Genomic DNA, 24,192 nt, shown 5'->3' on the forward strand with positions numbered 1-24,192 from the left:
TTCACTCGTTGGCCTCCGGGGTGACGGCGGACAGGGTGGGGCGCCGGCCCATCAGGGAGGAGCCGGCGAGGATCACGACGCCGATGGCCAGCCAGACGAAACCGAGCACCTGCGCGGCGATGCTGGCGTTGATCACGACGTAGAGCAGGATCAGGAAGCCGATCGCGGGGGCCACGAGGTGCCGCCACCAGTCACGGCTGCGGTTGCGGACGACGTAGTGGACGACGACCGACACGTGCAGGGCGAGGAACGCGGTCATCGCGCCGAAGTTGACCAGCGTGCCGAGCAGCGTGATGCCGTCGTCGCGGGCGCTCATGTACAGGCCGAGGATCAGCGACACCCCGGCCACCAGGAACGTGGCGTTGACCGGCACCTTGTGCTTCGGGTGCACCTTGCCGAGGAACTTCGGGAGCTGGCGGTCGCGGGCCATCGCGAACAGCAGGCGGGAGGTGGCCGCCTGGGCGACCAGCGAGTTCGCGAAACCCCAGGCCACGGCGGTGGCGACGGCCGTCAGCACGCTCAGCCAGTGGCCTCCGGCGTACTCTGCGATGTCGTAGAACGCGTTGTCGCCGCCGTGGGCGAGGAGGTCGGCGCGGTTGGGGGCGAGCAGCGCCGCCACCCAGGTCTGCACGACGAACAGCGCGCCGGCCAGGGCGAGGGCGAAGACCATCGAGCGGCCGAGGCGGCGGGTGCTCTCGCGGCTCTCCTCGGCGAGCATCGAGATGCCGTCGAACCCGAGGAACGACAGCACCGCCACGGACACGGCCCCGAACGCCAGGGGCCAGGAGAACGTCGAGGAGTCGAACAGCGGGCTCAGGGCGTTGCCGTGGCCCTTGCCCTGCGCCAGTGCGACGATCCCCACGACCAGGAAGAGCGCCAGCACGATCAGCTCGGCGACCAGCATGATCTTGTTCATCCGGGCGGTCATCTCGATGCCGAGGTAGTTGACCGCCGTGTTGAGCACGATGAAGGCGATCAGCCACACCCAGATCGGCACGCCGGGCACGAACGACGTCATGGCCGAGCTCGCCACGAGGTACAGCAGCGCCGGCACCAGCACGTAGTCGAGCAGGATCACCCAGCCCGCGAGGAAGCCGACCGGGGCGGCGATGCCCCGGCCCGCGTACGTGTAGACCGAGCCCGCCATCGGGAAGGCGCGGGCCATCTGGGCGTACGACAGGGCGGTGAACGCCATCGCGACCATGCCGATCACGTAGGCGAGCGCCACCATCCCGCCGGAGGACTTGAAGACACTGCCGAAGATGCCGAACGGCGCGATCGGCACCATGAAGATCAAACCATAGATGAGCAGGTCGGCGAAGCCGAGCGAGCGCCGCAGCTCCTGCTGGTAACCGAAGCGCTCGACGCCGGGCGCCTCTGACTGTGGGGAGGACATGGATCCGCTCCTAAACGCACGGGGGCAGAGCCGTACGATAGGGGCAATCCTTGAAAACGAAAAGGTTTCTAGTGGAAGTTTTACATCGAGTACATCGGCGGCGAGACGACCTCGAAGTCCAGCCCGTCGGCCCGGGCGAGGTACACCCGCTGGCGCACCCGGCCCCCGGCCAGCGTGAGCGGGCCGCGTCCGGAGACGACCGTCGTGCCGTCGGCGACCGCCTCGACGGCCGGCACCGCCAGCGTGCCCGCGCGCCGTGCCAGGGCGGCCAGCATGAGCACGCCCTCGTAGCAGCCGTGCCCGTGCCCGTTCAGCAGCGGCGCCTCCGGGCCGAACATCGCCGTGTAGCGCTCGGCCAGGCCGAGGTTGGCGTCGGTGGCGATGCCGCCGAAATATCCCATGGCGGCGTAGAGCCCACCGGTCGTGTCGCCCCCGGCGGCGAGCAGGCCATGCTCCTCCAGCGCGCCGCACAGCCGCGCGCAGCCGAGACCGCTCGCGGCGAAGGCCCGGTTGAACGCGACCAGGTCGCTGCCGATGAGGGTGAGCAGCACGGCGTCGGGCCGCACGGCGGCCAGCTGCTCCAGCAGCCGGTCCATCGCGGTCGTCCCGGGCGGGACGAGCCGCTCCCCCACGACCGTCGCGGACCGGGCGCGCAGGTGCCCGCGGGCCGAGGCGTGCACCAGGCGCGGCCAGACGTAGTCGTTGCCGAGCAGGAACCAGCGCCGGGCCCGCCGGTGCTCGACCAGCCAGTCGATCCCCGGGGCGACCTGCAGCGACGCGGGCTCGCCGAGGTAGTAGACGCCCGGACGGCGGGCGCCGCCCTCGTACGGCGGGGTGTAGACGAAGGGGGCCGCGCCGCCCAGCGCCCGTTCGACCGCGACGCGCACGTCGCTGGCGTGGGTGCCGACGACCGCCTTGACGGCCCCGGAGCGCACCAGCCCGCGCACCTCCCCGGCCACCGCGGCCGGGCCGCGGCCCCCGTCCACAAGCACGAGTTCGACCGGCCTGCCCAGCACTCCCCCGGACGCGTTGACCTCCCTGGCGGCGAGCACGGCGCTGTTGATCGCCCCCGGCCCGAGCAGGCCGAGCACGCCGGAGACCGGCACCACCAGCGCGACGCGGAGCGTGTCCGCGGGCAGCAGATGAGCCTCGAGAGGGTCGATGACGACTGTGACAGGATCGGCCACGTGCACGAGTATCCCCTGACCGAACAGGTGACCGGCCTCGGGTCGTCGCTCGCCTACCTGCTGAGCCGGGCCGAGCGCAGCGTCAACCGAGGGCTGGCCGCCGCGCTCGCCGCCGAGGACGTGACCGTCGAGCAGTGGCGCATCCTGCAGGCGCTCGCGGACGGGCGCGGACACTCGATGGGCGACCTGGCCGAGGCCGCGCTGATGCCGCACCCCACGCTGACCAAGGCGGTGGACCGGCTGGTGGAACGCGCTGTGGTCTACCGGGGGCACGACCCGGCCGACCGCCGCAAGGTCGCGGTCTTCCTCGCCGACCGGGGCCGCGACCTGCTCGCCCGCCTGGAGGCGGGCATCGCCGAGCACCAGCGGGCCATCCTCGCGGCGTACGGCCCCGCCCGCACCGAGCGGCTGATGCGCGACCTGGAATCCCTGCTGGCCTCCCTGGAGGACTGAGCGCTTGCCCCGCCGCTTTCCGCGGCGTACGTTCGACTGTGTGACCGGAATCGTCATCTCGGTCACGGCTGCGGCGAAGGGGGGCGCGGTGACGGACCTCGACTCCCGGCCTGCGGGCCCGGCCTCCACGCGGCGGGAGCGCGAGCGGCGGGCCGAGCGCATCCTGGACGCCGCGGGCGAACTCCTGGTGGCCTGGGGTTACCCGCGCATCACGGTCGAGGACGTGGCCCGGCGGGCGGGCGTCGGCAAGGGCACGGTCTACCTGCATTTCAGCACCAAGGACCTGCTCTTCCTCGCAGTGCTGATCCGCGCCGAGGCGCGGATCATCGAGCGATTCGCCGCCGGCGTCCGCGCCGACCCGTCCGCGGTCCTGCTGAGCAGCGTGGCGAGGTCGACGTACCTGTGGGTGCACGAGGAGCCGATCTTCCGGGCGATCCTCCTCGGCGACGGCGACACCCTCGGCACGCTGAGCCGGAGCGCCGCCGAGAACCTGCCGGACCTGCTCGACGTGCGCGACCGCGCGCTCCGGGAGCACGTCGAGGTGCTGCGTGAGCACGGCCTGGTCCGCACCGAGCAGTCCCCGGCCCTCCAGGTCCACGCGTACGAGTCGATCCTGACCGGCTTCGTCACGATCGAGCCTCTGTCGCCGTCCACCGTGCCCGCCCTCGACGAGAACGCGGACATGATCGCCCACGTCGTCCGCTCGGCCTTCGAGCTTCCGGGACGATCCGAGAGCGTACAGGCGGCGGCGCCGCGAGTGAACGAGATCTACCAGCGCCTGCTGGACCGGCTGAACTCTGCTGTACCGACCGCAGGGGAGATCCAGCGGCACCGACGCACCTGACACGTGGAGGTAGGCATGAGCACTTCCAGCACGGCAGGACCCGTCAACCTGTTCGACGCGGACCTGGTGCGCGATCCTTTCGGGGGCTACGCGCGTCTGCGGGAGCAGGCCCCGATGGTGCGCGGCTCCTTCCCCGGCCTCGACTCCCCGGTCTGGCTCGTCACGCGCTACGACGACGTCAAGACCGTGCTCGGCGACCGCCGGTTCGTCAACAACCCGGCCAACGTGCCGGGAGCGGACGTGCGCAACATCCGCGAGCAGCTCATCGAGGCCCGCGGGATCCCCCGCGAGTACGCCGCGTACATCCTGGACAGCGTCCTCGACTCCGACGGCGACGACCACCTCCGGCTGCGCCGGCTGGTCTCGCGCGCCTTCACCGCCCGCCGTGTGGCGGAGCTGCGGCCCCGGGTCGAGGAGATCGCCGAGGACCTCCTCGACCGGCTGCCCGGCCACGCCGAGAACGGCGTCGCCGACCTGATCGAGCACTTCGCCTATCCCCTGCCGATCACCGTCATCTGCGAGCTGGTCGGCATTCCCGAGGAGGACCGGCCGCTGTGGCGGGAGTGGGGCAGGGGCCTGGTCTCGCTCCGACCGGGAGCGATGGCCGAGCCGCTGCGGCACATGGTGACCTACATCCGGGAGCTCATCGCCCGCCGCAGGTCGGAGCCGGGCGGCGACCTGCTGACCGGTCTGATCCGCGCCCACGACGAGGACGGCGACCGGCTGACCGACACCGAAATGGTCACCATGGTCCTCACGCTCGTCCTCGCCGGGCACGAGACCACCGCCCACCTGATCGGCAACGGCACCGCCGCCCTGCTGACCCACCCGGACCAGCTCGCCGCGCTGCGGGCCGACCCGGGACTGCTGCCGCGCGCCGTCCACGAGCTGATGCGCTGGTGCGGGCCCGTCCAGGGCACCCGGATCCGGTACGCGGCCGAGGACGTCGAGTTCGGCGACATGACCGTGCGCCGGGGCGAGCCGGTGATGGCGGTGCTGGTGTCGGCCAACTACGACCCCCGGCGCTTCGACGATCCCGACCGGCTCGACATCACCCGCGAGCCCGACGGCCACAAGGAGGTCCACGTCGGCTTCGGTCACGGCCTGCACTACTGCCTCGGCGCGGCCCTGGCCCGGCAGGAGGGCGAGGTGGCCTTCGGCGCCCTGCTGCGCCGCTACCCCGGGCTCGAACTCGGCGTCGCCCCCGAGGACCTCGACCGGCAGTTCCTCCCATTCTCCTGGCGCCTCGCCCGCCTCCCCGTACGCCTGGAGGAGGACGGTCAGCTCATTCAGGCAGGATGACGAGGCGTTTGGGGGCGCGGAACAGCCAGTCCTCGGTCACCTCGACGCCGGTCAGCAGGGTGGCGAGGGCCAGTCCGCGGGTGAGCCGGCCGGGTGAGCCGGCTGAGTGGTCGTAGAAGCGGCACAGCCACTCCTCGGGGAGCATGCCGGCCTCGGGCCGCTGCAACGACTGGAGGTGGCGGATCTCGGCGCCGTCCCGCCAGACCTCGATCGTGGTGTCCACGATCATGTTGGTGACGATGCTGACGGCCGGGCCCGGCGAGCTGAGCGGACCCCACAGCTCGCCGGCTCCGGGGTCGAAGCTGATGGCGCTGTAGACCACGACGCCGTCGCTTCCCGGCGGCCGGCCCAGCCAGAGCGCGGCAGCGCCGAGGGACGGGCCGACGTCCATGTACTCGTCCTCGTCCACGAGCGGGCAGCGGGCGGGGTCCAGGCCGAGCCGGCGGATGGCCCAATCCTCGTCGATGCCCGCGACGAACGCGAAGCCGTCGCCCTCGCCGCAGTAGGTCTCCCAGGAGTCGTACGCGGCGGTGAGGGCGTCCGCTTCCGCCTGCCGGCGCAGCAGGCCGGCGTCCGTGGCGGGAGCGCCGGGCAGTGCGGCGAACAGGTCGGCCAGCGGCCCGGTCAGCGCGATGTCCCCGGCGGAACGGCCGGCGACGACCGGCCGCCAGGGGTCCGCGCCGGCCCGCAGCAGCGCGGCGGTCGCGTCCCGGTGTCCCCAGCAGACCGCGGTCCACAACGGTGTCTCCCACACGCCGGACGACTCCACGTCGGCGCCGTGCGCGACGAGCACCTCGATCGCCTCCGCGACGCCCTCGTAGGCGGCCTCGTGCAGGTCGTCGTCCAGCGTGCGCGGATACCCCTGGTCGCCGCCACCCTCGAGCCGGCTCCGGATGCTCTCGGGGTCGAGCCCCCGCGCGGCCAGAAGCTCCGGTCTCGGTGCCGTGTGTCCTTCCTCGTCTCACGAGAAACGGCGTGTTCCATGACCGATCAGGCGTTCCTCGATCACGTCGCCGACCGCCTCGCCGCCCTGCCGGGCGTCCGGGCCGTCACCCTGGGTGGCTCCCGCGCGCAGGGCACCCACGCCCACGGCAGCGACTGGGACTTCGCTCCAGACGGCCCACGCGGTCCTCGCAGCCCGCGGTGAATGGGTCACCAACGAAAAGCGGCTGCTGGAGCGGGCCGGCCTGCGCGACGTCGACACGATCGTGGCGGCGCTGCGCCCGGACCCGCACGCCCTCACACGCGCCGTCACCGAGGCGGAGGCCTTGTTCGGGGCGGCGGTGTGATTCGGCCCCGGCGCGTGCGGCGGATCAGCCGGTTGCGCTGGGGAGTCCTCGGCCGGCGATCAGCGGTTCGAGGGTCAGCCCCTCGTGCTCGCGCTGGATGGAGCGCATGCGCCACTGGTCGGTGAACACGGCGAGCAGGGCCTCGTCGCGGCTGCGGATGAGCACCTCCGCGCCGCGCTGGCGCCGCAGCACCTCCGCGGACTCGGCGTCGGTGCGGAGCGCGAGGCTGTACTCCAGCCGGTCGAGGACGATCTCCGCACCGAACTCGGTGGCCAGGCGGTGCTGTACGACCTCGAACTGCATGGGGCCGACCGCCGCGAGCACGGGGGCCTGGTCGCCGCGCAGGTCGGAGCGGAGCACCTGGATCACGCCCTCGCCGTCGAGCTGGTCGATGCCGCGGCGGAACTGCTTGGCCTTGGCGGTGCTCCGCGACCGGGCCACGGCGAAGTGCTCGGGGGCGAAGCTCGGGATGGGCGGGAACTCCACCGGCTTGCCCTCGTAGAGGGTGTCCCCGGGGCGCAGCGCGGTGGCGTTCACCAGCCCGACCACGTCTCCCGGATACGCCTCGTCGATGGTGGCGCGCTCCTGGCCGAACACCGACTGGGCGTACTTCGTGGCGAAGGGACGGCCGGTGGCGGCGTGGGTGAGCACCATGCCGCGCTCGAACCGGCCGGAGCAGACCCGGACGAACGCGATGCGGTCGCGGTGGGCGGGGTCCATGTTGGCCTGCACCTTGAAGACCAGGCCGGAGAACGGCGCGTCCAGCGGCCGGGCCGCGCCCTCGACGTCCGGCCGGGGCGCCGGGGCGGGGGCGAGGTCGACGAGCACGTCGAGCAGCCGGGCCACGCCGAAGTTGGACAGCGCCGCGCCGAACAGCACCGGCGTGGACTCGTGCGCCTCGAACGCCTTCTGGTCGTGCTCGGCGCCGATCGCGGCGAGCAGGTCGCTCTCCTCCCCCGCGCGGGTCCAGTCGGCCCCGAGCTCGGCGGCGGCCTGCTCGGGGGTCAGCTCGGTCTCCAGCGCCTTGGTGGCGCCGCCGGGGGTGCGGGTGTAGCGGACCGCGCGGCCCTCCAGCCGGTCGACCACGCCGTGGAAGTTCCCGGCGGCGCCGATCGGCCAGGTGACGGGCGTGGGACGCAGGCCGGTGCGCTCCTCGATCTCGTCGAGCAGTTCCAGCGGCTCCCGGCCGGGCCGGTCCCACTTGTTGACGAACGTGATGACGGGGATGCGGCGGTGGCGGCAGACCTCGAACAGCTTCATGGTCTGCGGCTCCATGCCCTTGGCCGCGTCGAGCAGCATGACCGCGCAGTCGACCGCGGCCAGCACGCGGTAGGTGTCCTCGGAGAAGTCCGCGTGGCCGGGGGTGTCCACCAGGTTGAACACGTGGCCGCGGTAGTCGAAGCGCAGCGCGGCCGAGGTGATGGAGATGCCGCGGGCGCGCTCCATCTCCATCCAGTCGGACGTCACGCCCCGCCGGCCGGCCTTGCCGTGCACGGCTCCCGCCTGGGTGATCGCCGAGGCGTGCAGGGCGAGCGCCTCGGTCATCGTGGACTTTCCGGCGTCCGGGTGGCTGATCACCGCGAACGTGCGGCGGCGGGCCGCCTCATTCGTGGCGGTGCTCATCGCCGGATCCCCCCGTGGGCGCGGGTCGTCGTGGTGCGGTCGTGCGTGCAGGCCATCCGTGCTCCCAAACAGCGTCAGGACGGTTGAGGTTACCGCGCCGGGCGCCGCGCCCCGGAATCGGCGCCGCCCGGCCCTCGGCCCGGCGTTCCGGAGACTGGCACTCGCGATACCGGCATCGGCCGATTCTGGCCCTCCCCGCCGTGACCGGAGAGGCTCTGGCCGAGACCTCCACCACGACCAGGAGACGAAGCATGTCCTGTCTCGCAACGGAACCGGCCGGGACCGCCGTGCGGGGGCGTCGCCGCTGGCTCGCCCTCCCGGTGATCCTCGTCGGCACGTTCATGACGATCCTCGACTTCTTCATCGTGAACGTCGCCATCCCCTCGGCCCAGGCCGAGTTGCGCGCCACCGACGCGCAGATCCAGTTCGTGGTCGCCGGATACGGCATGGCGTACGCGTCGGGCCTGATCACGGGCGGCCGGCTCGGCGACCTGTACGGCAGGCGCAGGGTGTTCGCGATCGGCCTGGCCGCCTTCACCGTCGCGTCGGCCCTGTGCGGGCTGGCGACGGGCCCGGTGATGCTCCTGGCCGCCCGCGTCCTGCAGGGGATCGCGGCGGCGCTGATGTTCCCGCAGGTCCTGTCCGTCATCACCGTCACCTACACGGGCGAGGACCGGCCCAGGGCGTTCGCGGGGTACGGCGCCGCGCTCGGCCTGGCCACCGTCGGCGGGCAGGTCCTCGGCGGCCTGCTCATCGCGGCGGACGTGCTCGGCCTGGGCTGGCGCGCCTGCTTCCTCGTGAACCTGCCCGTCGGCCTGGTCACGCTGCTCCTGCTGCGCCTCGTGCCCGAGTCGCGCTCGGAGACCGCGCGCACGCTCGACCTGACGGGCGTGGTCCTCGTCGTGCCCGCCCTGCTGCTCCTGCTGGTGCCGCTCGTGGAGGGCAGGCAGGAGGGGTGGCCGGGCTGGACCTTCGCGTCGCTGGCGGCGAGCGCGGCGATGTTCGCCCTGTTCGCGGTCCAGCAGGTGCGCCTGTCGCGGGCCGGCGGCGCCCCGCTGGTGGAGCCGTCGTTGTTCCGGTCCCGGTCGTTCACGGCCGGTCTGGCCACCGTGCTCGCGGTCTACGGCGGCATGGCCTCGTTCATGCTCGTCATCGCGCTGTACGTGCAGGACGGGCTGGGCCGCTCCCCTCTCGGCGCCGGCCTGGTGTTCCTCCCGATGGGCGTGGCGTTCTTCGCCACCTCGGCGAACGCCGCGAGGTTCACCCGCCTGCTGGGCCGCCGTACGCTCACGGCCGGCGCGCTCCTCGTCGTCGCCGGGGAGGGCTGCCTCGCGCTGGCCACCCGGAACGCCGGCGCGGCGGTGAGCCTCCCGCTGTACGAGGCGCTGATGGCCGTGGCCGGAGCCGGGATCGGCATGGTCGGCGCCCCGCTGCTGTCGCAGGCGCTGTCCGGCGTGGCCCCCGGCGCCGCGGGTTCGGCCTCCGGTGTGCTGTCCACCGTCCAGCAGATGGCCGGGGCGCTCGGCGTGGCGGTGATCGGGATCGTCTTCTTCGGCGTCCTGGGCGGCGCCGCAGGAGAGGCCGCCTCCCCCCAGGCGTACGGCAGGGCGTTCGCGGCGAGCCTGGTCTGCCTCGGAGTGCTGGCCGCGGCCGCGGCGGTGCTCACCGTGCCGGACCGATGGTGGGGCGCGCCGGGCTCTTCTGCCGGGCGGGCCGCTTCGCGATGATGGAGGGACGCGGGCGACCGGCGGGGGTGGGATGGGCGGCGAGACCGGGCACGACAACAGGCGCGAGCTGGCGCGGTTCCTGCGCGACCGGCGGTCCCGGGTGGCGCCGGAGGACATGGGCCTGCCGGTGGGCCCCCACCGCCGGACGAAGGGCCTGCGGCGCGAGGAGGTCGCGGTGCTCGCCGGCCTCAGCCCGACCTGGTACACCTACCTGGAGCAGGGCCGTGACATCAATCCCTCGTCCCAGGTGCTCGACAGCCTGGCTCGCGTGCTCGGCCTCAGCGAGGACGAGCGCCGCTACGTCCACCGGCTCGCGCGCTCGCGGCCGGGCGCCGTGGACGGGCCCGTGGTGGGCGACGACCTCGTCGCGCGGCTGGTCGAGACCGCCGGTCAGGGGCCCTGGCCCCTCTACGCGGGCAACCGGTACGGCGACGTCGTGGCGTGGAACCGGGCGGCCGAGGAGTGGTACACGGACTTCGGGCGGCTGCCGGACGCACGCAGGAACATGCTGTGGTGGCTGCTGACGGACCCCGAGGCGAGGCGGCGGCTGCCCGGCTGGGCCGGGGACGCCCTCGACGTCGTCGCCCGGCTGCGCACCGCCTATCCCCTGCTGGCGGGCGACGCGAGGATGGGCGCGCTGGTGGCCGGACTGCGGGAGGCCAGCCCCGAGTTCCGCCGGTGGTGGGACGAGCGGCACGTCCACGGCCCGCGGCTGCGGCCCCGCACGATCACGGCTCCCGGCCTCGGGACGCGGACCTTCCGCCTCGCTCTCGTCGACGTGGTCGACAGCCCGGGGCACTCGCTGGTGTTCCACCTGCCGACGGCGGAGGAGCCCGAGAGCCGAGACTAGAGACGCTCGATGACGGTCACGTTGGCCTGGCCGCCGCCCTCGCACATCGTCTGCAGGCCATACCGGCCGCCGGTGCGCTCGAGCTCGTGCAGCAGGGTGGTCATGAGCCGGGCGCCGGTCGCGCCGAGCGGGTGGCCGAGCGCGATCGCGCCGCCGTTGGGATTGACCCGGGCGTGGTCCGCGCCGGTCTCCTTGAGCCAGGCCAGCACGACCGACGCGAACGCCTCGTTGATCTCGACGACGTCCATGTCGCCGATCGACATGCCGGTCTTCTTCAGCGCGTACGCCGTGGCGGGGATCGGCGCGGACAGCATGCGGACGGGGTCCTCGCCGCGGGCCGACAGGTGGTGGATCCGGGCCCGGGGCCGCAGGCCGTGCGCCTTCACCGCGGCCTGCGAGGCGATCAGCAGGGCGGCCGCGCCGTCGGAGATCTGCGAGGCGACGGCGGCGGTCAGCCGCCCGCCCTCCTCCAGGGTCTTCAGGCCCGCCATCTTCTCCGGCGAGGTGTCCCGGCGGGGCCCCTCGTCGGCGGTGACGCCCTCCAGAGGGACGATCTCCCTGTCGAACCGGCCCTCGTCGATCGCCCGGATCGCCCGCCGGTGCGACTCGAAGGCGAACGCCTCCATGTCCTCGCGGGAGATGTCCCAGTCCCTGGCGATCATCTCGGCGCCGCGGAACTGCGACACGTCCTGCGTGCCGTACCTGGCCTGCCAGCCGCGCGAGCCGGCGTACGGGCCCTCGGTGAAGCCGAGGGAGTCGGCGGCGCCGCGCGCGGCGAAGGCGATCGGGATCTGCGACATGTTCTGCACGCCGCCGGCCACGACGAGGTCGGCGGTGCCGGACATCACGGCCTGCGCGGCGAAGTGGACGGCTTGCTGGGAGGAGCCGCACTGCCGGTCGACGGTCACGCCCGGCACCTGCTCGGGCAGCCCGGCGGCCAGCCAGCAGGTGCGGGCGATGTCGCCGGCCTGCGGGCCCACCGTGTCGAGGCAGCCGAAGACCACGTCCTCCACCGCGGCCGGGTCCACCCCGGAGCGCTTCATGAGCTCGGTCAGCACGTGCGCGCCCAGGTCGGCGGGGTGGACGCCGGAAAGGCCGCCGCCACGCCTGCCCACGGGGGTGCGCACCGCCTCGACGATGTACGCCTCCGCCATCGCGAACTCCTCAGGTTGTCGTCAGGATCCCTTCCAGGACCATCGCTGTGTACTGCCTGGCGATCTCTTCCGGCGACAGGGGGCCGTCACCGCGATACCAGCTCGCGGCCAGCCACACCGTGTCGCGGATGAAGCGGTAGACGAGGCCGGTGTCGAGGTCGGCCCGGAAGACGCCGTCGGTGACCCCCCGGTCCAGCACCGACAGCCACATCTCGCGAAAGCGCCTCTGCGATTCGGTCAGGTAGGAGAAGCGGGGGTTCGCCGCGAGGTGCTTGGACTCGTTCTGGTAGATCACGACGGCGGGGCGGTGCCGGTGGATGGTGCGGAACGACTCCACGATCAGCGCCTCGAAGGTCTCCCGGGCGCCGAGCCCGGAGCCGGTCACCTTGTCGTACGCCTCCCACATCTCGGTGAGGAAGGCCGACAGGATCTCGTCGACCATCGACTCCTTGGAGTCGAAGTGGTAGTAGAGGCTGCCGCCGAGCATGTCGGCGGCCTCCGCCACCTCGCGGACCGTCGTGGCCGCGTAGCCCCGTGACGCGAACACCTCGGCCGCGGTGGCGAGCAGCTCGGCCCGCCGCTCGGCGCGGGCGGCCGCGGTGCTCTCTGCGTCTCTGCGTCGTGGGCTCATGGGAAACTTCGACCTCTCAGGGGTGCTGGCTGGAGACCGAGACGACCTCTCCGGTCATGTAGGAGGAGTAGTCGCTCGCGAGGAAGACGATAACGTTGGCGACTTCCCATGGTTCCGCGTGGCGGCCGAAGGCCTCCTTCCTGGTCAGCTCGGCCAGCAGTTCCTCGCTCGTGACCGTGGCCAGGTGGGGGTGCATGGCCAGCGAGGGGGCGACGGCGTTGACCCGCACGCCGTACGGCGCCGCCTCGATCGCCGCGCACCTGGTCAGCGCCATGACGCCGGCCTTGGCCGCCGCGTAGTGCGCCTGCCCCTCCTGGGCCCGCCACCCGATCACCGACGCGTTGTTCACGATCACGCCCCGGCCCCGCGGCTGCATGCGCCTCAGCGCGGCGCGGGTGCAGCGCATGGTGCCGTTCAGCGTGACGTCGAGCACCCGGCTCCACTGCTCGTCGGTCATCTCGACGAGCCTCGCCGTGCCGCCGAGGCCGGCGTTGTTGACGACCACGTCGACAGGTCCGAACCGCTCCTCCGCGGCCGCGAACAGGTTCTGGACCTGCTCCTCGGAGGTGACGTCGCAGGGCACGGCCGTCACCGTGTCCGCGCCGAACTCCTCCGCCAGAAGGGCCAGGCTCTCGCCGAGCCGGCGCTCGTGGGCGTCGCTGACGACGACCCGCGCGCCCTCCTCCAGCATGCGCCGGACGCAGGCGCCCCCGATGCCGGTGCCGGCCGCGGCCGTCACCACCGCCACCCGGTCGCGCAGCAGCCCGTGACCGGTCACGTAGGTCGGCATGCCCGCCCTCTCCTCACCGTGCGTCTCGTGATTTACCCTATCAAATACTTGTTAGAAAGAATGCGAGGATCGCGGATGGTGGTGCGTTACGAGCGCCGCGGGCCCGTGGCGGTGGTCACCATGAACCGCCCGGAGTACCGCAACGCGCAGAACTCGGCGATGACGTACGCCCTGGACGAGGCCTTCTCCCGGGCGGCGGCCGACGACGAGATCAAGGTGATCGTGCTGGCCGGCGAGGGACCGCACTTCTCCGCCGGGCACGACATCGGCACGCCCGGCAGGGACGCCCACCTCTCGTTCGAGCGCAAGGCGGGCCTGTGGTGGGACCACGTCGGCAAGGAGGGCGCCGAGAGCCGCTTCGCCCGGGAGTCCGAGGTCTACCTCGGCATGTGCCGGCGATGGCGGGAGATCCCCAAGCCGACGATCGCCATGGTGCAGGGCGCGTGCGTCGCGGGCGGGCTCATGCTCGCCTGGGTCTGCGACCTGATCGTCGCCTCCGACGACGCGTTCTTCGCCGATCCCGTCGTACGCATGGGCATTCCCGGCGTGGAGTATTTCGCCCACCCCTGGGTGATGCCGCCCAGGATCGCCAAGGAGTTCCTGTTCACCGGCGACCGGATGCCGGCCGGGCGCGCGTACGAGGTGGGGATGGTCAACCGGGTCGTGCCACGCGACGACCTGGAGACGGAGACCCTCGCACTCGCCGAGAAGATCGCGGCGATGCCGCGCATGGGCCTGGCGTTGACCAAGAAGGCGGTCAACCAGGCCGAGGACCTGCAGGGCATGCACGCCGGCATGGACTCGGTGTTCGGCCTGCACCACCTCGCCCACGCCCACAACGCCGAGACCTCGGCCGACTCCCTGGCCGGGATGGACCCCAAGAGCATGAAGGCCGCCGCCGATGGATCTTGACCTGTCGTCCGCCGAGCCGTTCCGCGCCGAGGTGCGCGAGTGGCTCCGCGCGCACGTCCCCGCCACTCCCCTGCCGTCCCTGGAGACGGAGGAGGGCTTCGCCGCGCACCGCGCCTGGGAGCGCGAGCTGCACGAAGCCCGCCTGTCGGTGGTGTCGTGGCCCGAGGAGTACGGCGGCAGGAACGCCACCCCCCTGGAGTGGCTGGTCTTCGAGGAGGAGTACTACGCGGCCGGGGCGCCCGGGCGGGTCAGCCAGAACGGCGTCACCCTGCTCGCGCCGACGCTGTTCCGGCACGGCACGCGCGAGCAGCTCGCCCGCGTGCTGCCGCCGACGGCCTCCGGCGAGGTGATCTGGGCCCAGGCGTGGTCGGAGCCGGGCGCGGGCAGCGACCTCGCGTCCCTGCGCGCGACCGCGACACGCACCGACGGCGGCTGGCTGCTGAACGGCCAGAAGACGTGGAGCTCGCGGGCGGCCTTCGCCGACCGGGGCTTCGGCCCGTTCCGCTCCGGCCCGGAGGCGGAGCGGCACCGGGGGCTGACGTACCTGATGTTCCCGCTCGACGCCGAGGGGGTCACCCGCAGGCCGATCGGCCGCATCGACGGCAAGCCGGCCTTCGCCGAGCTGTTCTTCGACGATGTGTTCGTCCCCGACCGCGACGTGATCGGCGAGCCCGGCGCCGGATGGAAGGTCGCGATGAGCACCACCGGCAACGAGCGCGGGCTCACGCTGCGCAGCCCCGGCCGCTTCCTGGCCGCCGCCGACCGGCTCGTGGAGCTGTGGCGCGAGCACGGCGACCCCGCCGACACCGCGATGCGCGACCGGGTGGCCGACGCGTGGATCAAGGCGCGCGCCTACCGGCTCAAGGGCTTCGAGACGATCTCCCGCGCGGCGGACGCAGGCGCCGAGTCCAGCGTCAACAAGGTCTTCTGGTCGGAGCTGGACGTGGCGCTGCACGAGACGGCCCTCGACCTGCTCGGCCCGGACGGCGAACTGGCCGGTGAGTGGCTGGAGGGATACGTCTTCTCCCTGGCCGGCCCGATCTACGCCGGGACCAACGAGATCCAGCGCAATGTGATCGCCGAGCGCGTGCTCGGCCTGCCGAAGGCGGGAAGCCGATGAGATTCGCGCTCGACGCCGAGCAGCGGCTGTTCGGCGAGACCCTCGGCAAGCTGCTCACCGAGGCGGCCGTGCCCGGTGTGGTCCGCCACTGGGCGGCCGGCCGGCCCGAGCCCGGCCTCGCGCTGTGGCGCGCGCTGGTCGAGGCCGGGGTGCTCGCGATCGCCGTGCCCCAGTCCGCAGGAGGGGCCGGGCCGCTGCCGGTCGAGCTGGTGACCGCGTTCCACGAGCTCGGCAGGCACGGCGTGCCCGGGCCGTACGCCGAGACCGTCGCCGCCGCCGTGCTGCTCGACCGGCTGGGCGAACAGACCCTGGCGAGCCGGTGGCTGCCGTCGATCGCCGGGGGCACGGCCGTGGTCACGCTCGCACTGCCCCCGGCCGTGCCGTACGCGCTGGACGCGGACGTCGCCGACCTGGCGTTGCTGGTGGACGGCGATCGGCTGTGCGTCGCCGTTCCCGGGGAGGTCCGCGTGTCCCTCGACCCCGCCCGGCGGCTGTTCCCGGTCACGCCGGGCGAGGTGCCGGCCGAGGGACCGCACGTGGCGGCGGCCGCGGCCGAGGCGTACGACATGGGCGTGCTCGCGTGCGCGGCGCAGCTCGTGGGGACCGGGCGCCGCCTGCTGGAGGTGTCGGTGGACTACGCGAAGGCCCGCCGGCAGTTCGGCCGGCCGATCGGCGAGTTCCAGGCGGTCAAGCATCACCTGGCCGACGCCTTGGTCGGGCTCGAATACGCCCGTCCGCTGGTGTACGGGGCCGCCCTGGCGTACGGCACGCCGGACTTCGCCCGCGACGTGTCGGCGGCCAAGGCCGCGGCGTCCGAGGCGGCGTACGCCGCCGCGAAGACCGCCCTGCAGGTGCACGGCGCGATCGCCTACACAGACGAGTACGACCCGAGCCTGCTGATCCGCAGGGCGCGCGCCCTGCACACGGCGTGGGGCTCGCCCTCGCACCACCGGGCCCGGGTGATCGGCGCTGTGATCGGCTCACTCGCCGGCTGACTCGTAACGGCGCAGTTCCCACGGGTCGTGGGCGGAGAAGACCTCCACCTCGCCCGCGTGGTCGCGCACGAGCGCGCGCAGCCGGTCGCGGTTGCGCAGCCGCAGCTCGGCGTCGACCTGCGAGCCGGTCTGCACCATGTCGAGCAGCGGGTGCGGCTGCGGCTCCCCCGCCCGCAGCTCGCCGTGGTAGAAGTACGCGTCGCCCGCGTGCAGCAGCCACCGGCCGCCGTCGCGCACGGCCACCGCCGCGTGCCCGGCGGTGTGCCCGCCGAGCGGCACCAGCAGGAACTCCGGTGGCAGCCCCTGCGCCTGCCGTACGCCGCCGAAGCCGAACCACTCCTCGCCCGCACCGGACGCGTACGTCGTCCAGCGCGGCCCGTGGGCCCAGTGCGCGGGACGGTAGCGCCGGCTGGGGGCCTCGGCCACGGCGGCGGCCAGTTCCTCCTCCAGGACGTGCACCCGGGCGTCCGGGAAGTCCGGCAGCCCGCCGGAGTGGTCGACGTCGAGGTGGGTCAGCAGGATGTGCCGCACGTCGGCGGGCGCGTGCCCGAGCCGCTCGACCTGGCGCACGGCGGTCTCGGCCGGGTCGAGCACCGGCTCGACCATCTCCGTCCAGTCCGCGGCGAGCGAGCCCGCCGGGTCGCGGACGTCGCCGAGCCCGAGCCCGGTCTCCACGAGCACCAGGCCGTGGCGGTCGGTCTCGACGAGCAGGCAGTGGGCCACCGCGTGCGCGGGCGCCAGGCCGTCGTAGGTGGGCTCGATCTTCCGCATCGAGCCGCAGTTGAGGTGGTGGACTTTCATTCGGAGCCCTTTCGCCGGGCGGCGCCGGCGACCAGGCCGCCGATCCGTCGCGTGACCGAGTGGATGACGCCGGTGTCGCGACGCACGCGGGCGAGCAGGAGCGCTCCCTGCAGCGAGGACAGCACCAGGTCGGCGTGTGCCTCGGCCTCGTCCACACCGTGCCCGCGCAGGTAGTCGGCCAGGCCGCGCAGCCAGGAGGCGTACGCCGCGTCGCAGGCCGACCGGATGGGCTCGCTGTCGCCCGCGGCCTCCAGCGCGACCGTGGCCACCGGGCAGCCCTCCTGGAACTCCGACTGCTCCAGGTCGTGGGCGAGCAGCTCGCCGATCCGCGCGACGGCCTCGGCGGGACCGGGGGCGGCGGCCACGGCGGCGGCGATCCGCTCGCCGAGCTCGCCGCCCGCGACCGCCACCGCCTCGGCGGCCAGCTGCTCCTTGCCTTCGGGGAAGTGGAAGTACAGCGAGCCCTTGGGCGCCCGGCTCTCCGCCAGCACCTGGTTGAGGCCGGTGGCGTTGTAGCCCTGCCGCTGGAAGAGGCCGGCGGCGGTGCGCAGGACCCGCTCGCGTGTGTCGTTCCTTCGGGTCATGCCGATCACACTAGACCGACCGGTCTAGAGAATCAACTAGACCGGTCTACCTAGTTTCCGTGAGGTTCGAACCGAGGCCGCGCAGGACAGCGGCGGCCCGGGTGACGATGGAGTCGATCAGCTCCTCACACGTGGGCAGGTCGTCGATGAGCGCGACGACCTGGCCGGACGCCATCACGCCGAGGTCCGGGCGGCCGTCCACCATGGCCGCCTTGAGCAGCATCGGAGTGTTGGCCGCCATGAGCACCTGCGACCAGCTCAGCTCCCTGCCGTGCTTCATGGCCAGGCCGTCGCGGATCATCGCGGGCCACGACATGCCGGAGATCTTCTTGAAGCGCGCGGCGTTGCGCACCGCCCGGACCAGGCCCGACACCTTCCCCGACCGCTCCAGCCCGTCCACCAGGTCGGTGCGCAGCACCCGGTGGGGCATGCCGTCGACCTGGCGGGTGACGACGGTCTCCGACATACCGAGATAGGTGCGCTTCACCGCCTCCGGGACCGAACTGTCCGAGGTCAGCAGGAACCGCGTGCCCATCGCCACGCCCGCCGCGCCGTACGCGAGGGCGGCGGCCAGGCCGCGCCCGTCGAAGAAGCCGCCCGCGGCGATCACCGGGATGTCGACGGCGTCCACGACCTGGGGCAGCAGCAGCGTCGTGGCGACCGCGCCGGTGTGGCCGCCGCCCTCGCCGCCCTGCACCAGCACGGCGTCGGCGCCCCAGGCGGCGACCTTCTCCGCGTGCCTCCTGGCGCCGACGGACGGGATCACCACGATGCCGGCGTCCTTGAGCCTGGCGATCAGCTCCCGGCGCGGGGCCAGCGCGAACGAGGCCACCTTCACCCGGTTCTCGATCAGCAGGTCGACCCGCTCACCCGCGTCGCCGGCGTCGGCGCGCAGGTTCACCCCGAACGGCGCGTCCGTGCGCGAGCGCACCTCCTCGATGGCGGCGGCGAGCCGGCCCACGGTCATCGTGGCCGAGGCGAGGATGCCGAGGCCGCCCGCGTTGGCCACCGCCGACACCAGCCGGGGGCCGGCCACCCAGCCCATGCCGGTCTGCACGACCGGGTGGCGCACGCCGGTCAGCCGCGTGAGCGGGGTGTCCAGCGTCGGCCCGATCACGCCTTCACCTCCTGGTCGCGCAGTCCCTTCGGGTCGAGCACCTCGCGGATGAGCCGCAGCTCCTCGCCGGTCGGCTGCCGCGTCGGCGGCACGTCGCCCTCGACGACCAGGTCGAACCCGCTGGCCGCCCGCACCTGCTCGGCTTCGACGCCGGGATGCGTCGAGACCAGCCGCATCGAGCCGTCGGGAGTGCCGAAGTCGAACACGGCGAGGTCGGTCACCACCCGCCGCAGGTCGTGGAAGCGGGCGGCCCGCGGGCCCAGCTCGGCCGCGCGGTCGTGGCCCACGCCGCTGACCACGTCGACCTTCGGCACGAACACGCGGGTGGACTGCCTGGGGATCCAGTAGCTGGTCGGGTTGCAGATCGTGTTGCCGGGGGCCCCGCGCACGCCGAGGAGCTGCGACTTCGGCCGCGCCAGGTCGCCGATGGCGGAGATGTTCGTGTTGCCGTGTCTGTCGATCTGCGAGGCGCCCATCATCACGTGCCTGCGCCCGTTCTGCACCAGCCACAGGTGCTCGCGGAACGGCAGCCAGCCCTCGACCGCCCCGGCGGGCGCGCCCAGCGGCACCGCCTCCGCGGTCAGCAGCGCGCCGCCGTCCGTGGTCAGCAGGCCGGGCTCGAACGTGAGCCGGGCCAGCCGGGCGCCCAGGATGGAGCAGGTGCCCATCGCCGCCGCCAGGATCTCGCCGTCGCCGCGCCACGCCTCCGCGCAGGCCACGACGCAGATCTCGGCCCGGGTCGCGCTCATCGCCCCTCCTCGTGCCACTGCCGTACAGCCTTCCGGTAGGCCGCCTCGTCGCCGGACAGGAACCGGTCCGCGAACGCCCCCCACGCCTCGGGGCCGGCCGCCGAGGCGGCGTAGTGCCGCTGGAACGCCTCGTCTCGGCCCTTGGTGAGTTCGGTGAAGTGGCCGCCACCGGGGGTCTCGACCACGCCGGCCACGTGCATGCGGCTGACCAGCAGCGTCTGCGGCGGCCCGTCCAGCTCGCCGGGCTCGACCATGCGCTCGCAGGACACGAAGCACCGCCCGGCCGCCTTGGCGAACAGGTCGTCCATGAAGGGGTCGGGGCCGAGGTAGCGGCCGTTGCCCCGGGTGTCGGCGACGTCCATGTGCACCAGCGCCACGTCCATGGTGAGCGCGGGCACGGCGACGAGTTCCTCCCCGTCGTCGTACGGCGAGCGGACCGTGCGCAGGCCGGGGTTCACCCGCATCACGTCCGAGCCGAGCCCGGCCCGCGTCGGCAGGAACGGCAGGCGGTGCGCCGCCGCCAGCAGGCCGAACATGAACATGCCCTCGTCATACTCGGTGAACTCGACGGCCCCGCGCTGCCGGGCCGTACGGAAGTGCGGTTCGAGGGCGATCGAGTCGAGCGTCACGAACGGGGCGACGACCCGGCGCACCTTGCCTGCCGCGCAGAGCAGGCCCACGTCCGGCCCGCCGAACGACACGATCGTCAGGTCCTCGATCGCGGACCGGTAGATGGCCCGTACCAGCGCCATCGGCTTGCGCCGGGAGCCCCAGCCGCCGATGCCGATCGTCATGCCACTCTCCAGCGAGCCGACGATCTCCTCGATCGACGTCCGCGTGCCCATCACCGGCCCCTCTCCGCGACGAAGGCGTCCCTGTGCCGGTCGCCGGCGCCCATGAGGGTGAGCTCGAACGTGAAGCCCTGCTCGAACCGGTAGCTGCGCTTGACGTCGACCGGGTCGATGCCGTTGAGCGACTCCTTGGCCCGCCGGATGACGTACGGGTCCTTGGCCGCGATCTGGGCCGCCACCTCGAGCGCCGCCTCATGCAGACGCGCCCGCGGCACGACCTCGAGCACCGAGCCGAACGCGTGCAACTCGGCGGCGGTGACGTTGCGGCACGTGTAGACCATCGCGCGCATCAGATGCTGGGGCACCAGCCTGGCGAGGTGAGTGGCCGCGCCGAGCGCGCCCCGGTCCACCTCTGGCAGGCCGAAGTAGGCGTCGTCGGAGGCCACCACGACGTCGGCGTTGCCGGCCAGCCCCACACCGCCGCCGAGGCAGAAGCCGTGCACGGCCGCGACCACGGGGACCTCGCACTCGTAGACCGCCGCGAACGCCTCGTAGCAGCCGCGGTTGGCGCCCACCAGCGCGTCAAACCCGCTGGCCGCCTGCATCTCCTTGATGTCCACGCCGGCGTTGAACCCGCGGCCCTCGGCCCGCAGCACCACGACGCGGGTCTCCGGGTCGCGCCCGGCCTTCCGTACGGCGTCGGCGAGCTCGAACCATCCGCGTACGGTCAGCGCGTTGACCGGCGGGGCGTTCACCACGACCTCGGCGACGCCCTCGCCGTGACGGCTGGTCGAGATTCCCATGCGTCACCTTTCCATCTAACATTTGTTAGAAATTACGCTAGCAGACGCCGTTGTCCCGCTGAAGCTGTCCCGTCTACGGCGCCTGATCCTCCCCTGCGAGTTGTTCACCGAGGCCGGTCCGCCGGTAGCGCAGCCGGCGGCCGTCCCGTTCGCCGGTCACCAGGCCGGCGTCCCTGAGCGTGGTCAGGTGGTGTGAGGCGGTCGCCGGGGCCAGCCGGAGGGCCGCGGCCACCTCCCCGTTGCTGGACGGTTCGGCCAGCAGAGCGAGCACGGCCGCGCGGGTCGGGCCGAGCAGGGCGGCCAGCGCCGCCGGCGGCTCGGCCGGCGCGGGCCGGTCCCACAACCGGCCGTGGCCGCGCGGCGCGTACCACAGCGCACGCCCCGACGGGCTGTCGGTCAGCGTGTAGACGTGCGTGCCGGTGAACCCGGTCGGCAGCAGAGTGAGCGGGTGTCCGTCCAGGCCGAACTCCCCGTCCTTGGCGTACGCCAGCCGCAGCGCCCCGCCGTCCCAGTCGAGAATTGGGTGCAGGTCCGTCAGCAGCGCCCGCGGCCCGCGCTCGGCGGCGAGCAGCCCGCGGCGGGTCAGCTCGCCCTCCGCGAGCGCGCGCAGCCGAGGCCAGCTCGGCGCGATCGCCGCCGCGAAGTAGCGCCGGATCTCCCGCACCGTGACGGCCAGCGCACCCGCCGGATCGATGGAGAAGCGCTCGATCTCCAGCGGCGCGCCGTGCCCGGCCCAGGCCCGCTCCACCTCGGACGCGACCTGGTCGAGCGGCGTGGCGGCCACCACCCGCAGCTCCTGTTCCAGGGTCGGGCGGGTGGTGGAAGGCGCCGGGGTGAGGAAGTCCGGCACATAACCGGTGGGGCCGGGGACCAGCGGGCGGAGCGTGGTCAGGCCCCGCAGCAGCGGCTCGGCCCGGGCCCGCCAGGACGCGGGGACCAGCCGCGCCGAGCGGGAGCGCAGCGCGAGGCAACTGGCCACGACCTCCGCCATCGGGCTGTGTGCGAACCTGAGCCGCAGCAGGTCGGCGGGGGCGAACTCGATCCGAATCACCCGTCCATTCGAGCACGCTCGAACGGTTAACGGAGAGCACCCCCCGGTCTCTACGGTCGCCGCATGGAATACACCCGTTTGGGGCGGACCGGTCTCCTCGTCAGCCGGATCTGCCTCGGCACGATGAACTTCGGCTGGCAGATCGGGGAGGCCGAGAGCCACGCGATCCTCGACCGGGCGCACGAGGAGGGCGTCAACTTCGTCGACACCGCCAACATGTACGGACGGGAGACCGGCGACGGCCTGAGCGAGCGGTTCATCGGCCGCTGGTTCGAGAAGTCCGGTCACCGGGACCGGATCGTGCTGGCCACGAAGGTGTACGCCCCGATGACCGACTGGCCGAACGACAGCGGGCTGTCGGCCCGCGCCATCATCGCCGCCTGTGAAGCGTCGCTGCGCCGCCTGAGAACCGACTGGATCGACCTCTACCAGATGCACCACGTGCAGCGGGACACGCCGTGGGAGGAGATCTGGCAGGCCATGGAGACGCTGGTCGCCCAGGGCAAGGTGCGGTATGTCGGGTCGTCCAACTTCGCCGGCTGGCACCTCGCGCGCGCCCAGGCGGCGGCCGACCGGAGGAACTTCCTCGGCCTGGTCTCCGAGCAGTGCAAGTACAACCTGCTCACCCGGCACGTCGAGCTGGAGGTGCTGCCCGCCGCGATCGAGCTGGGAATCGGGATCCTGCCCTACTCGCCGCTGCACTTCGGCGCGCTGTCCGGGGCCCTGCGCAAGCAGCGCGAGGGCGCGGCCGGCCGCAGCGTCCTGCACGCTCCCGATCGGGTCGAGCCGCACCGGGCGGCCATCGAGGGCTACGAGAAGCTGTGCGCCGAGATCGGCGAGGAGCCCACCACGGTCGCGCTCGCCTGGCTGCTGTCGCGGCCCGGAGTGACCGCCCCGGTCATCGGGCCCCGCTTCCCCGGGCAGCTCGACCTGCCGCTGACCGCGCTGCGCACCGAGTTGTCCGCCGAGACCCTGGCCCGGCTGGACGAGCTGTTTCCGCCCATCGGCACCGGCGGCCCCGGCCCCGAAGCCTGGGCCTGGTGAACCACCTCCGGCCGCCACGCGGGGGCGGCGGCCGGACCCCCGTCAACCGGGCTTCGCGATACACACCTGCAGCTCCAACTATTCCGCTTGGTCAGTTGCTCCCCGCGCAGGAGGGGTGAAAGAATTCAGACAAGTTTTCGAATCAACTGAGGGGGTGTGATGGATCTGATCGACCTGGATCCTGATCGCCCTCGTCGTTTGAACAATGCTGACGGCGACTGGTGGGATCGGCTGATCGCCGATTCGCCGTTGTGGTCGTCGGAGGGCTCGGCCGCCCGTGAGCATTTCCCGATCAACGACCCCGAGGTGCCGCAGGACGCGAGCCAGGACGGCAGCCCGGGTGTGGATTCCGCCGATGCGGGTGATCGCCGAGTGCGGTCGTCGTGGGTGTTGGTGGGTGGTCTGCGTGAGTCGGCGCAGGAGTTGGCGCTGGCGCCGCTTCCCGACGATGCGGATATCTGCCTGGCTGAGGCTGAGGAGTTGATGTTCGTCCGGGATCGGATCACGTGTGCTCTTGCTGGTCGGGTGGGGCGGGTGCATGGGGCGGGGCGGGCCAAGGAGCATGGGCATGCCTCGACCCGTAGTTGGTTGCGCACGGCCGGGGGGATGAGTGTGGGGGGTGCGGGTCGCCTGCTCACCTTGGCGGTGGAGTTGGCGCGTCTGCCGCGGGTGCGGGAGAGGTTTGCGGCCGGGGGGTTGGCGGCGGGGGTGGTGGAGGCGATCTGCGCGGCCACCGCGCAGTTGAACGATGAGCAGGCCGCCCTGGCTGAGCCGATCTTGCTGGAGCTGGCGGGTAAGGCGGGCGCGGCGGAGGTGGCCAAGGCCGGGCGTTATCTGCGGGCGGTGCTCGACCCCGACGGGGAGGACCGCGATGAGCAGGCCGGCTACGCGCGGCGGTTCTTGCGGGTCCGCCCGACCCGGGGCGGCGGGCTGGAGGGGGAGTTCTGTCTGCCGCGTGAGGCCGCCGCCCGGCTGCGGG

At 72.9% G+C, this 24,192-nt stretch carries 25 protein-coding genes; 11 read left to right on the plus strand and 14 right to left on the minus strand.

Annotated elements, in window-relative coordinates:
- Position 1 precedes the first annotated feature (1 nt).
- Both ABZ860_RS33465 and ABZ860_RS33470 read right to left on the minus strand, forming a co-directional pair.
- A complete protein-coding gene (locus ABZ860_RS33465) occupies positions 2-1,396 on the minus strand; it encodes an APC family permease (protein ID WP_357227959.1) in 1,395 nt (464 codons plus the stop codon).
- 80 nt (positions 1,397-1,476) lie between these two features.
- Positions 1,477-2,583, minus strand: a complete 1,107-nt coding sequence (locus ABZ860_RS33470) for a substrate-binding domain-containing protein (RefSeq protein ID WP_357227961.1) — start codon at positions 2,581-2,583, stop codon at positions 1,477-1,479.
- On the opposite strand from ABZ860_RS33470, the gene ABZ860_RS33475 reads away from it, so the two are divergent.
- From ABZ860_RS33475 to ABZ860_RS33485, 3 genes are read left to right on the plus strand one after another with little or no spacing between them, the layout of a single operon-like run.
- Positions 2,584-3,036, plus strand: coding sequence for a MarR family transcriptional regulator (locus ABZ860_RS33475; protein WP_357227963.1), 453 nt, complete (start codon positions 2,584-2,586; stop codon positions 3,034-3,036).
- Positions 3,037-3,076: 40 nt separating this feature from the next.
- The gene (locus tag ABZ860_RS33480) at positions 3,077-3,880 is read left to right on the plus strand and encodes a TetR/AcrR family transcriptional regulator (protein WP_357227965.1); all 804 of its coding nucleotides are present in this window, start codon (positions 3,077-3,079) and stop codon (positions 3,878-3,880) included.
- 15 nt (positions 3,881-3,895) lie between these two features.
- Entirely contained in the window at positions 3,896-5,182 is a 1,287-nt protein-coding gene (locus ABZ860_RS33485; protein WP_357227968.1) for a cytochrome P450, read from the plus strand.
- Here ABZ860_RS33485 and ABZ860_RS33490 read toward each other — a convergent pair.
- Positions 5,166-6,107, minus strand: coding sequence for an ankyrin repeat domain-containing protein (locus ABZ860_RS33490; RefSeq protein ID WP_357228023.1), 942 nt, complete (start codon positions 6,105-6,107; stop codon positions 5,166-5,168). The two genes, ABZ860_RS33485 and ABZ860_RS33490, sit on opposite strands and share 17 nt — an antisense overlap.
- Positions 6,108-6,164: 57 nt before the next feature.
- On the opposite strand from ABZ860_RS33490, the gene ABZ860_RS33495 reads away from it, so the two are divergent.
- The gene (locus ABZ860_RS33495; protein ID WP_357227971.1) at positions 6,165-6,329 is read left to right on the plus strand and encodes a nucleotidyltransferase domain-containing protein; all 165 of its coding nucleotides are present in this window, start codon (positions 6,165-6,167) and stop codon (positions 6,327-6,329) included.
- 166 nt (positions 6,330-6,495) lie between these two features.
- Here ABZ860_RS33495 and ABZ860_RS33500 read toward each other — a convergent pair whose 3' ends face one another.
- Complete coding sequence (locus ABZ860_RS33500) at positions 6,496-8,094, minus strand: peptide chain release factor 3 (RefSeq protein WP_357227974.1); 1,599 nt, start codon at positions 8,092-8,094, stop codon at positions 6,496-6,498.
- A 251-nt stretch (positions 8,095-8,345) separates the two neighbouring features.
- Here ABZ860_RS33500 and ABZ860_RS33505 point away from each other — a divergent pair, with 251 nt between their 5' ends.
- Together ABZ860_RS33505 and ABZ860_RS33510 are read left to right on the plus strand one after the other, a co-directional pair.
- Positions 8,346-9,821 (plus strand): MFS transporter, encoded by a 1,476-nt coding sequence (locus tag ABZ860_RS33505; protein WP_357227976.1) that lies wholly within the window; start codon positions 8,346-8,348, stop codon positions 9,819-9,821.
- A gap of 31 nt (positions 9,822-9,852) precedes the next feature.
- Complete coding sequence (locus tag ABZ860_RS33510) at positions 9,853-10,671, plus strand: helix-turn-helix transcriptional regulator (protein ID WP_357227979.1); 819 nt, start codon at positions 9,853-9,855, stop codon at positions 10,669-10,671.
- Here ABZ860_RS33510 and ABZ860_RS33515 read toward each other — a convergent pair.
- The 3 genes from ABZ860_RS33515 to ABZ860_RS33525 are packed head-to-tail and all read right to left on the minus strand — an operon-like array spanning position 10,668 to position 13,246.
- Positions 10,668-11,825, minus strand: a complete 1,158-nt coding sequence (locus ABZ860_RS33515; protein ID WP_357227982.1) for an acetyl-CoA C-acetyltransferase — start codon at positions 11,823-11,825, stop codon at positions 10,668-10,670. The genes ABZ860_RS33510 and ABZ860_RS33515 overlap by 4 nt on opposite strands.
- Positions 11,826-11,835: 10 nt before the next feature.
- Complete coding sequence (locus tag ABZ860_RS33520) at positions 11,836-12,456, minus strand: TetR/AcrR family transcriptional regulator (RefSeq protein WP_357227985.1); 621 nt, start codon at positions 12,454-12,456, stop codon at positions 11,836-11,838.
- A gap of 16 nt (positions 12,457-12,472) precedes the next feature.
- Complete coding sequence (locus ABZ860_RS33525; RefSeq protein WP_357227987.1) at positions 12,473-13,246, minus strand: SDR family oxidoreductase; 774 nt, start codon at positions 13,244-13,246, stop codon at positions 12,473-12,475.
- A 75-nt stretch (positions 13,247-13,321) separates the two neighbouring features.
- On the opposite strand from ABZ860_RS33525, the gene ABZ860_RS33530 reads away from it, so the two are divergent.
- The 3 genes from ABZ860_RS33530 to ABZ860_RS33540 are packed head-to-tail and all read left to right on the plus strand — an operon-like array spanning position 13,322 to position 16,273.
- The gene (locus ABZ860_RS33530; RefSeq protein ID WP_357227990.1) at positions 13,322-14,158 is read left to right on the plus strand and encodes an enoyl-CoA hydratase; all 837 of its coding nucleotides are present in this window, start codon (positions 13,322-13,324) and stop codon (positions 14,156-14,158) included.
- Entirely contained in the window at positions 14,148-15,278 is a 1,131-nt protein-coding gene (locus ABZ860_RS33535) for an acyl-CoA dehydrogenase family protein (protein ID WP_357227992.1), read from the plus strand. Before ABZ860_RS33530 ends, ABZ860_RS33535 begins: the two co-directional genes overlap by 11 nt.
- Positions 15,275-16,273 (plus strand): acyl-CoA dehydrogenase family protein, encoded by a 999-nt coding sequence (locus ABZ860_RS33540; protein ID WP_357227995.1) that lies wholly within the window; start codon positions 15,275-15,277, stop codon positions 16,271-16,273. The genes ABZ860_RS33535 and ABZ860_RS33540 overlap by 4 nt, the downstream gene beginning before the upstream one ends.
- Here the strand turns inward: ABZ860_RS33540 and ABZ860_RS33545 are convergent.
- The 7 genes from ABZ860_RS33545 to ABZ860_RS33575 all read right to left on the minus strand — a co-directional run bounded on the left by ABZ860_RS33545 (position 16,259) and on the right by ABZ860_RS33575 (position 22,169).
- Entirely contained in the window at positions 16,259-17,074 is an 816-nt protein-coding gene (locus ABZ860_RS33545; protein ID WP_357227998.1) for an MBL fold metallo-hydrolase, read from the minus strand. The two genes, ABZ860_RS33540 and ABZ860_RS33545, sit on opposite strands and share 15 nt — an antisense overlap.
- Positions 17,071-17,658 (minus strand): TetR/AcrR family transcriptional regulator, encoded by a 588-nt coding sequence (locus tag ABZ860_RS33550; RefSeq protein WP_357228000.1) that lies wholly within the window; start codon positions 17,656-17,658, stop codon positions 17,071-17,073. Before ABZ860_RS33550 ends, ABZ860_RS33545 begins: the two co-directional genes overlap by 4 nt.
- Positions 17,659-17,704: 46 nt before the next feature.
- A complete protein-coding gene (locus ABZ860_RS33555; protein WP_357228026.1) occupies positions 17,705-18,772 on the minus strand; it encodes a nitronate monooxygenase in 1,068 nt (355 codons plus the stop codon).
- Positions 18,772-19,524 (minus strand): CoA-transferase, encoded by a 753-nt coding sequence (locus tag ABZ860_RS33560; protein ID WP_357228002.1) that lies wholly within the window; start codon positions 19,522-19,524, stop codon positions 18,772-18,774. The genes ABZ860_RS33555 and ABZ860_RS33560 overlap by 1 nt, the downstream gene beginning before the upstream one ends.
- Positions 19,521-20,369 (minus strand): CoA-transferase, encoded by an 849-nt coding sequence (locus ABZ860_RS33565; RefSeq protein ID WP_357228004.1) that lies wholly within the window; start codon positions 20,367-20,369, stop codon positions 19,521-19,523. The genes ABZ860_RS33560 and ABZ860_RS33565 overlap by 4 nt, the downstream gene beginning before the upstream one ends.
- Positions 20,369-21,118, minus strand: a complete 750-nt coding sequence (locus ABZ860_RS33570) for an enoyl-CoA hydratase family protein (RefSeq protein ID WP_357228007.1) — start codon at positions 21,116-21,118, stop codon at positions 20,369-20,371. The genes ABZ860_RS33565 and ABZ860_RS33570 overlap by 1 nt, the downstream gene beginning before the upstream one ends.
- A gap of 73 nt (positions 21,119-21,191) precedes the next feature.
- Entirely contained in the window at positions 21,192-22,169 is a 978-nt protein-coding gene (locus ABZ860_RS33575) for a winged helix-turn-helix domain-containing protein (protein WP_357228010.1), read from the minus strand.
- A 63-nt stretch (positions 22,170-22,232) separates the two neighbouring features.
- On the opposite strand from ABZ860_RS33575, the gene ABZ860_RS33580 reads away from it, so the two are divergent.
- Positions 22,233-23,213, plus strand: coding sequence for an aldo/keto reductase (locus ABZ860_RS33580; protein WP_357228013.1), 981 nt, complete (start codon positions 22,233-22,235; stop codon positions 23,211-23,213).
- Between the two features lie 159 nt (positions 23,214-23,372).
- The coding region (locus tag ABZ860_RS33585) for a DUF222 domain-containing protein (RefSeq protein WP_357228016.1) at positions 23,373-24,192 on the plus strand (820 nt) is incomplete at its 3' end.

This window comes from Microbispora sp. NPDC046973 (assembly GCF_040644495.1).
GTDB lineage: Bacteria > Actinomycetota > Actinomycetes > Streptosporangiales > Streptosporangiaceae > Microbispora.

Coding starts and splice junctions, on each gene's coding strand:
- ABZ860_RS33580 (WP_357228013.1), top strand. CDS start 22,233: ATGGAATACACCCGTTTGGGGCGGACCGGTCTCCTCGTCAGCCGGATC.
- ABZ860_RS33570 (WP_357228007.1), bottom strand. CDS start 21,118: ATGGGAATCTCGACCAGCCGTCACGGCGAGGGCGTCGCCGAGGTCGTG.
- ABZ860_RS33530 (WP_357227990.1), top strand. CDS start 13,322: ATGGTGGTGCGTTACGAGCGCCGCGGGCCCGTGGCGGTGGTCACCATG.
- ABZ860_RS33545 (WP_357227998.1), bottom strand. CDS start 17,074: ATGAAAGTCCACCACCTCAACTGCGGCTCGATGCGGAAGATCGAGCCC.
- ABZ860_RS33565 (WP_357228004.1), bottom strand. CDS start 20,369: ATGGGCACGCGGACGTCGATCGAGGAGATCGTCGGCTCGCTGGAGAGT.
- ABZ860_RS33560 (WP_357228002.1), bottom strand. CDS start 19,524: ATGAGCGCGACCCGGGCCGAGATCTGCGTCGTGGCCTGCGCGGAGGCG.
- ABZ860_RS33510 (WP_357227979.1), top strand. CDS start 9,853: ATGGGCGGCGAGACCGGGCACGACAACAGGCGCGAGCTGGCGCGGTTC.
- ABZ860_RS33505 (WP_357227976.1), top strand. CDS start 8,346: ATGTCCTGTCTCGCAACGGAACCGGCCGGGACCGCCGTGCGGGGGCGT.
- ABZ860_RS33520 (WP_357227985.1), bottom strand. CDS start 12,456: ATGAGCCCACGACGCAGAGACGCAGAGAGCACCGCGGCCGCCCGCGCC.
- ABZ860_RS33500 (WP_357227974.1), bottom strand. CDS start 8,094: ATGAGCACCGCCACGAATGAGGCGGCCCGCCGCCGCACGTTCGCGGTG.
- ABZ860_RS33465 (WP_357227959.1), bottom strand. CDS start 1,396: ATGTCCTCCCCACAGTCAGAGGCGCCCGGCGTCGAGCGCTTCGGTTAC.
- ABZ860_RS33485 (WP_357227968.1), top strand. CDS start 3,896: ATGAGCACTTCCAGCACGGCAGGACCCGTCAACCTGTTCGACGCGGAC.
- ABZ860_RS33535 (WP_357227992.1), top strand. CDS start 14,148: ATGGATCTTGACCTGTCGTCCGCCGAGCCGTTCCGCGCCGAGGTGCGC.
- ABZ860_RS33540 (WP_357227995.1), top strand. CDS start 15,275: ATGAGATTCGCGCTCGACGCCGAGCAGCGGCTGTTCGGCGAGACCCTC.
- ABZ860_RS33495 (WP_357227971.1), top strand. CDS start 6,165: ATGACCGATCAGGCGTTCCTCGATCACGTCGCCGACCGCCTCGCCGCC.
- ABZ860_RS33550 (WP_357228000.1), bottom strand. CDS start 17,658: ATGACCCGAAGGAACGACACACGCGAGCGGGTCCTGCGCACCGCCGCC.
- ABZ860_RS33515 (WP_357227982.1), bottom strand. CDS start 11,825: ATGGCGGAGGCGTACATCGTCGAGGCGGTGCGCACCCCCGTGGGCAGG.
- ABZ860_RS33525 (WP_357227987.1), bottom strand. CDS start 13,246: ATGCCGACCTACGTGACCGGTCACGGGCTGCTGCGCGACCGGGTGGCG.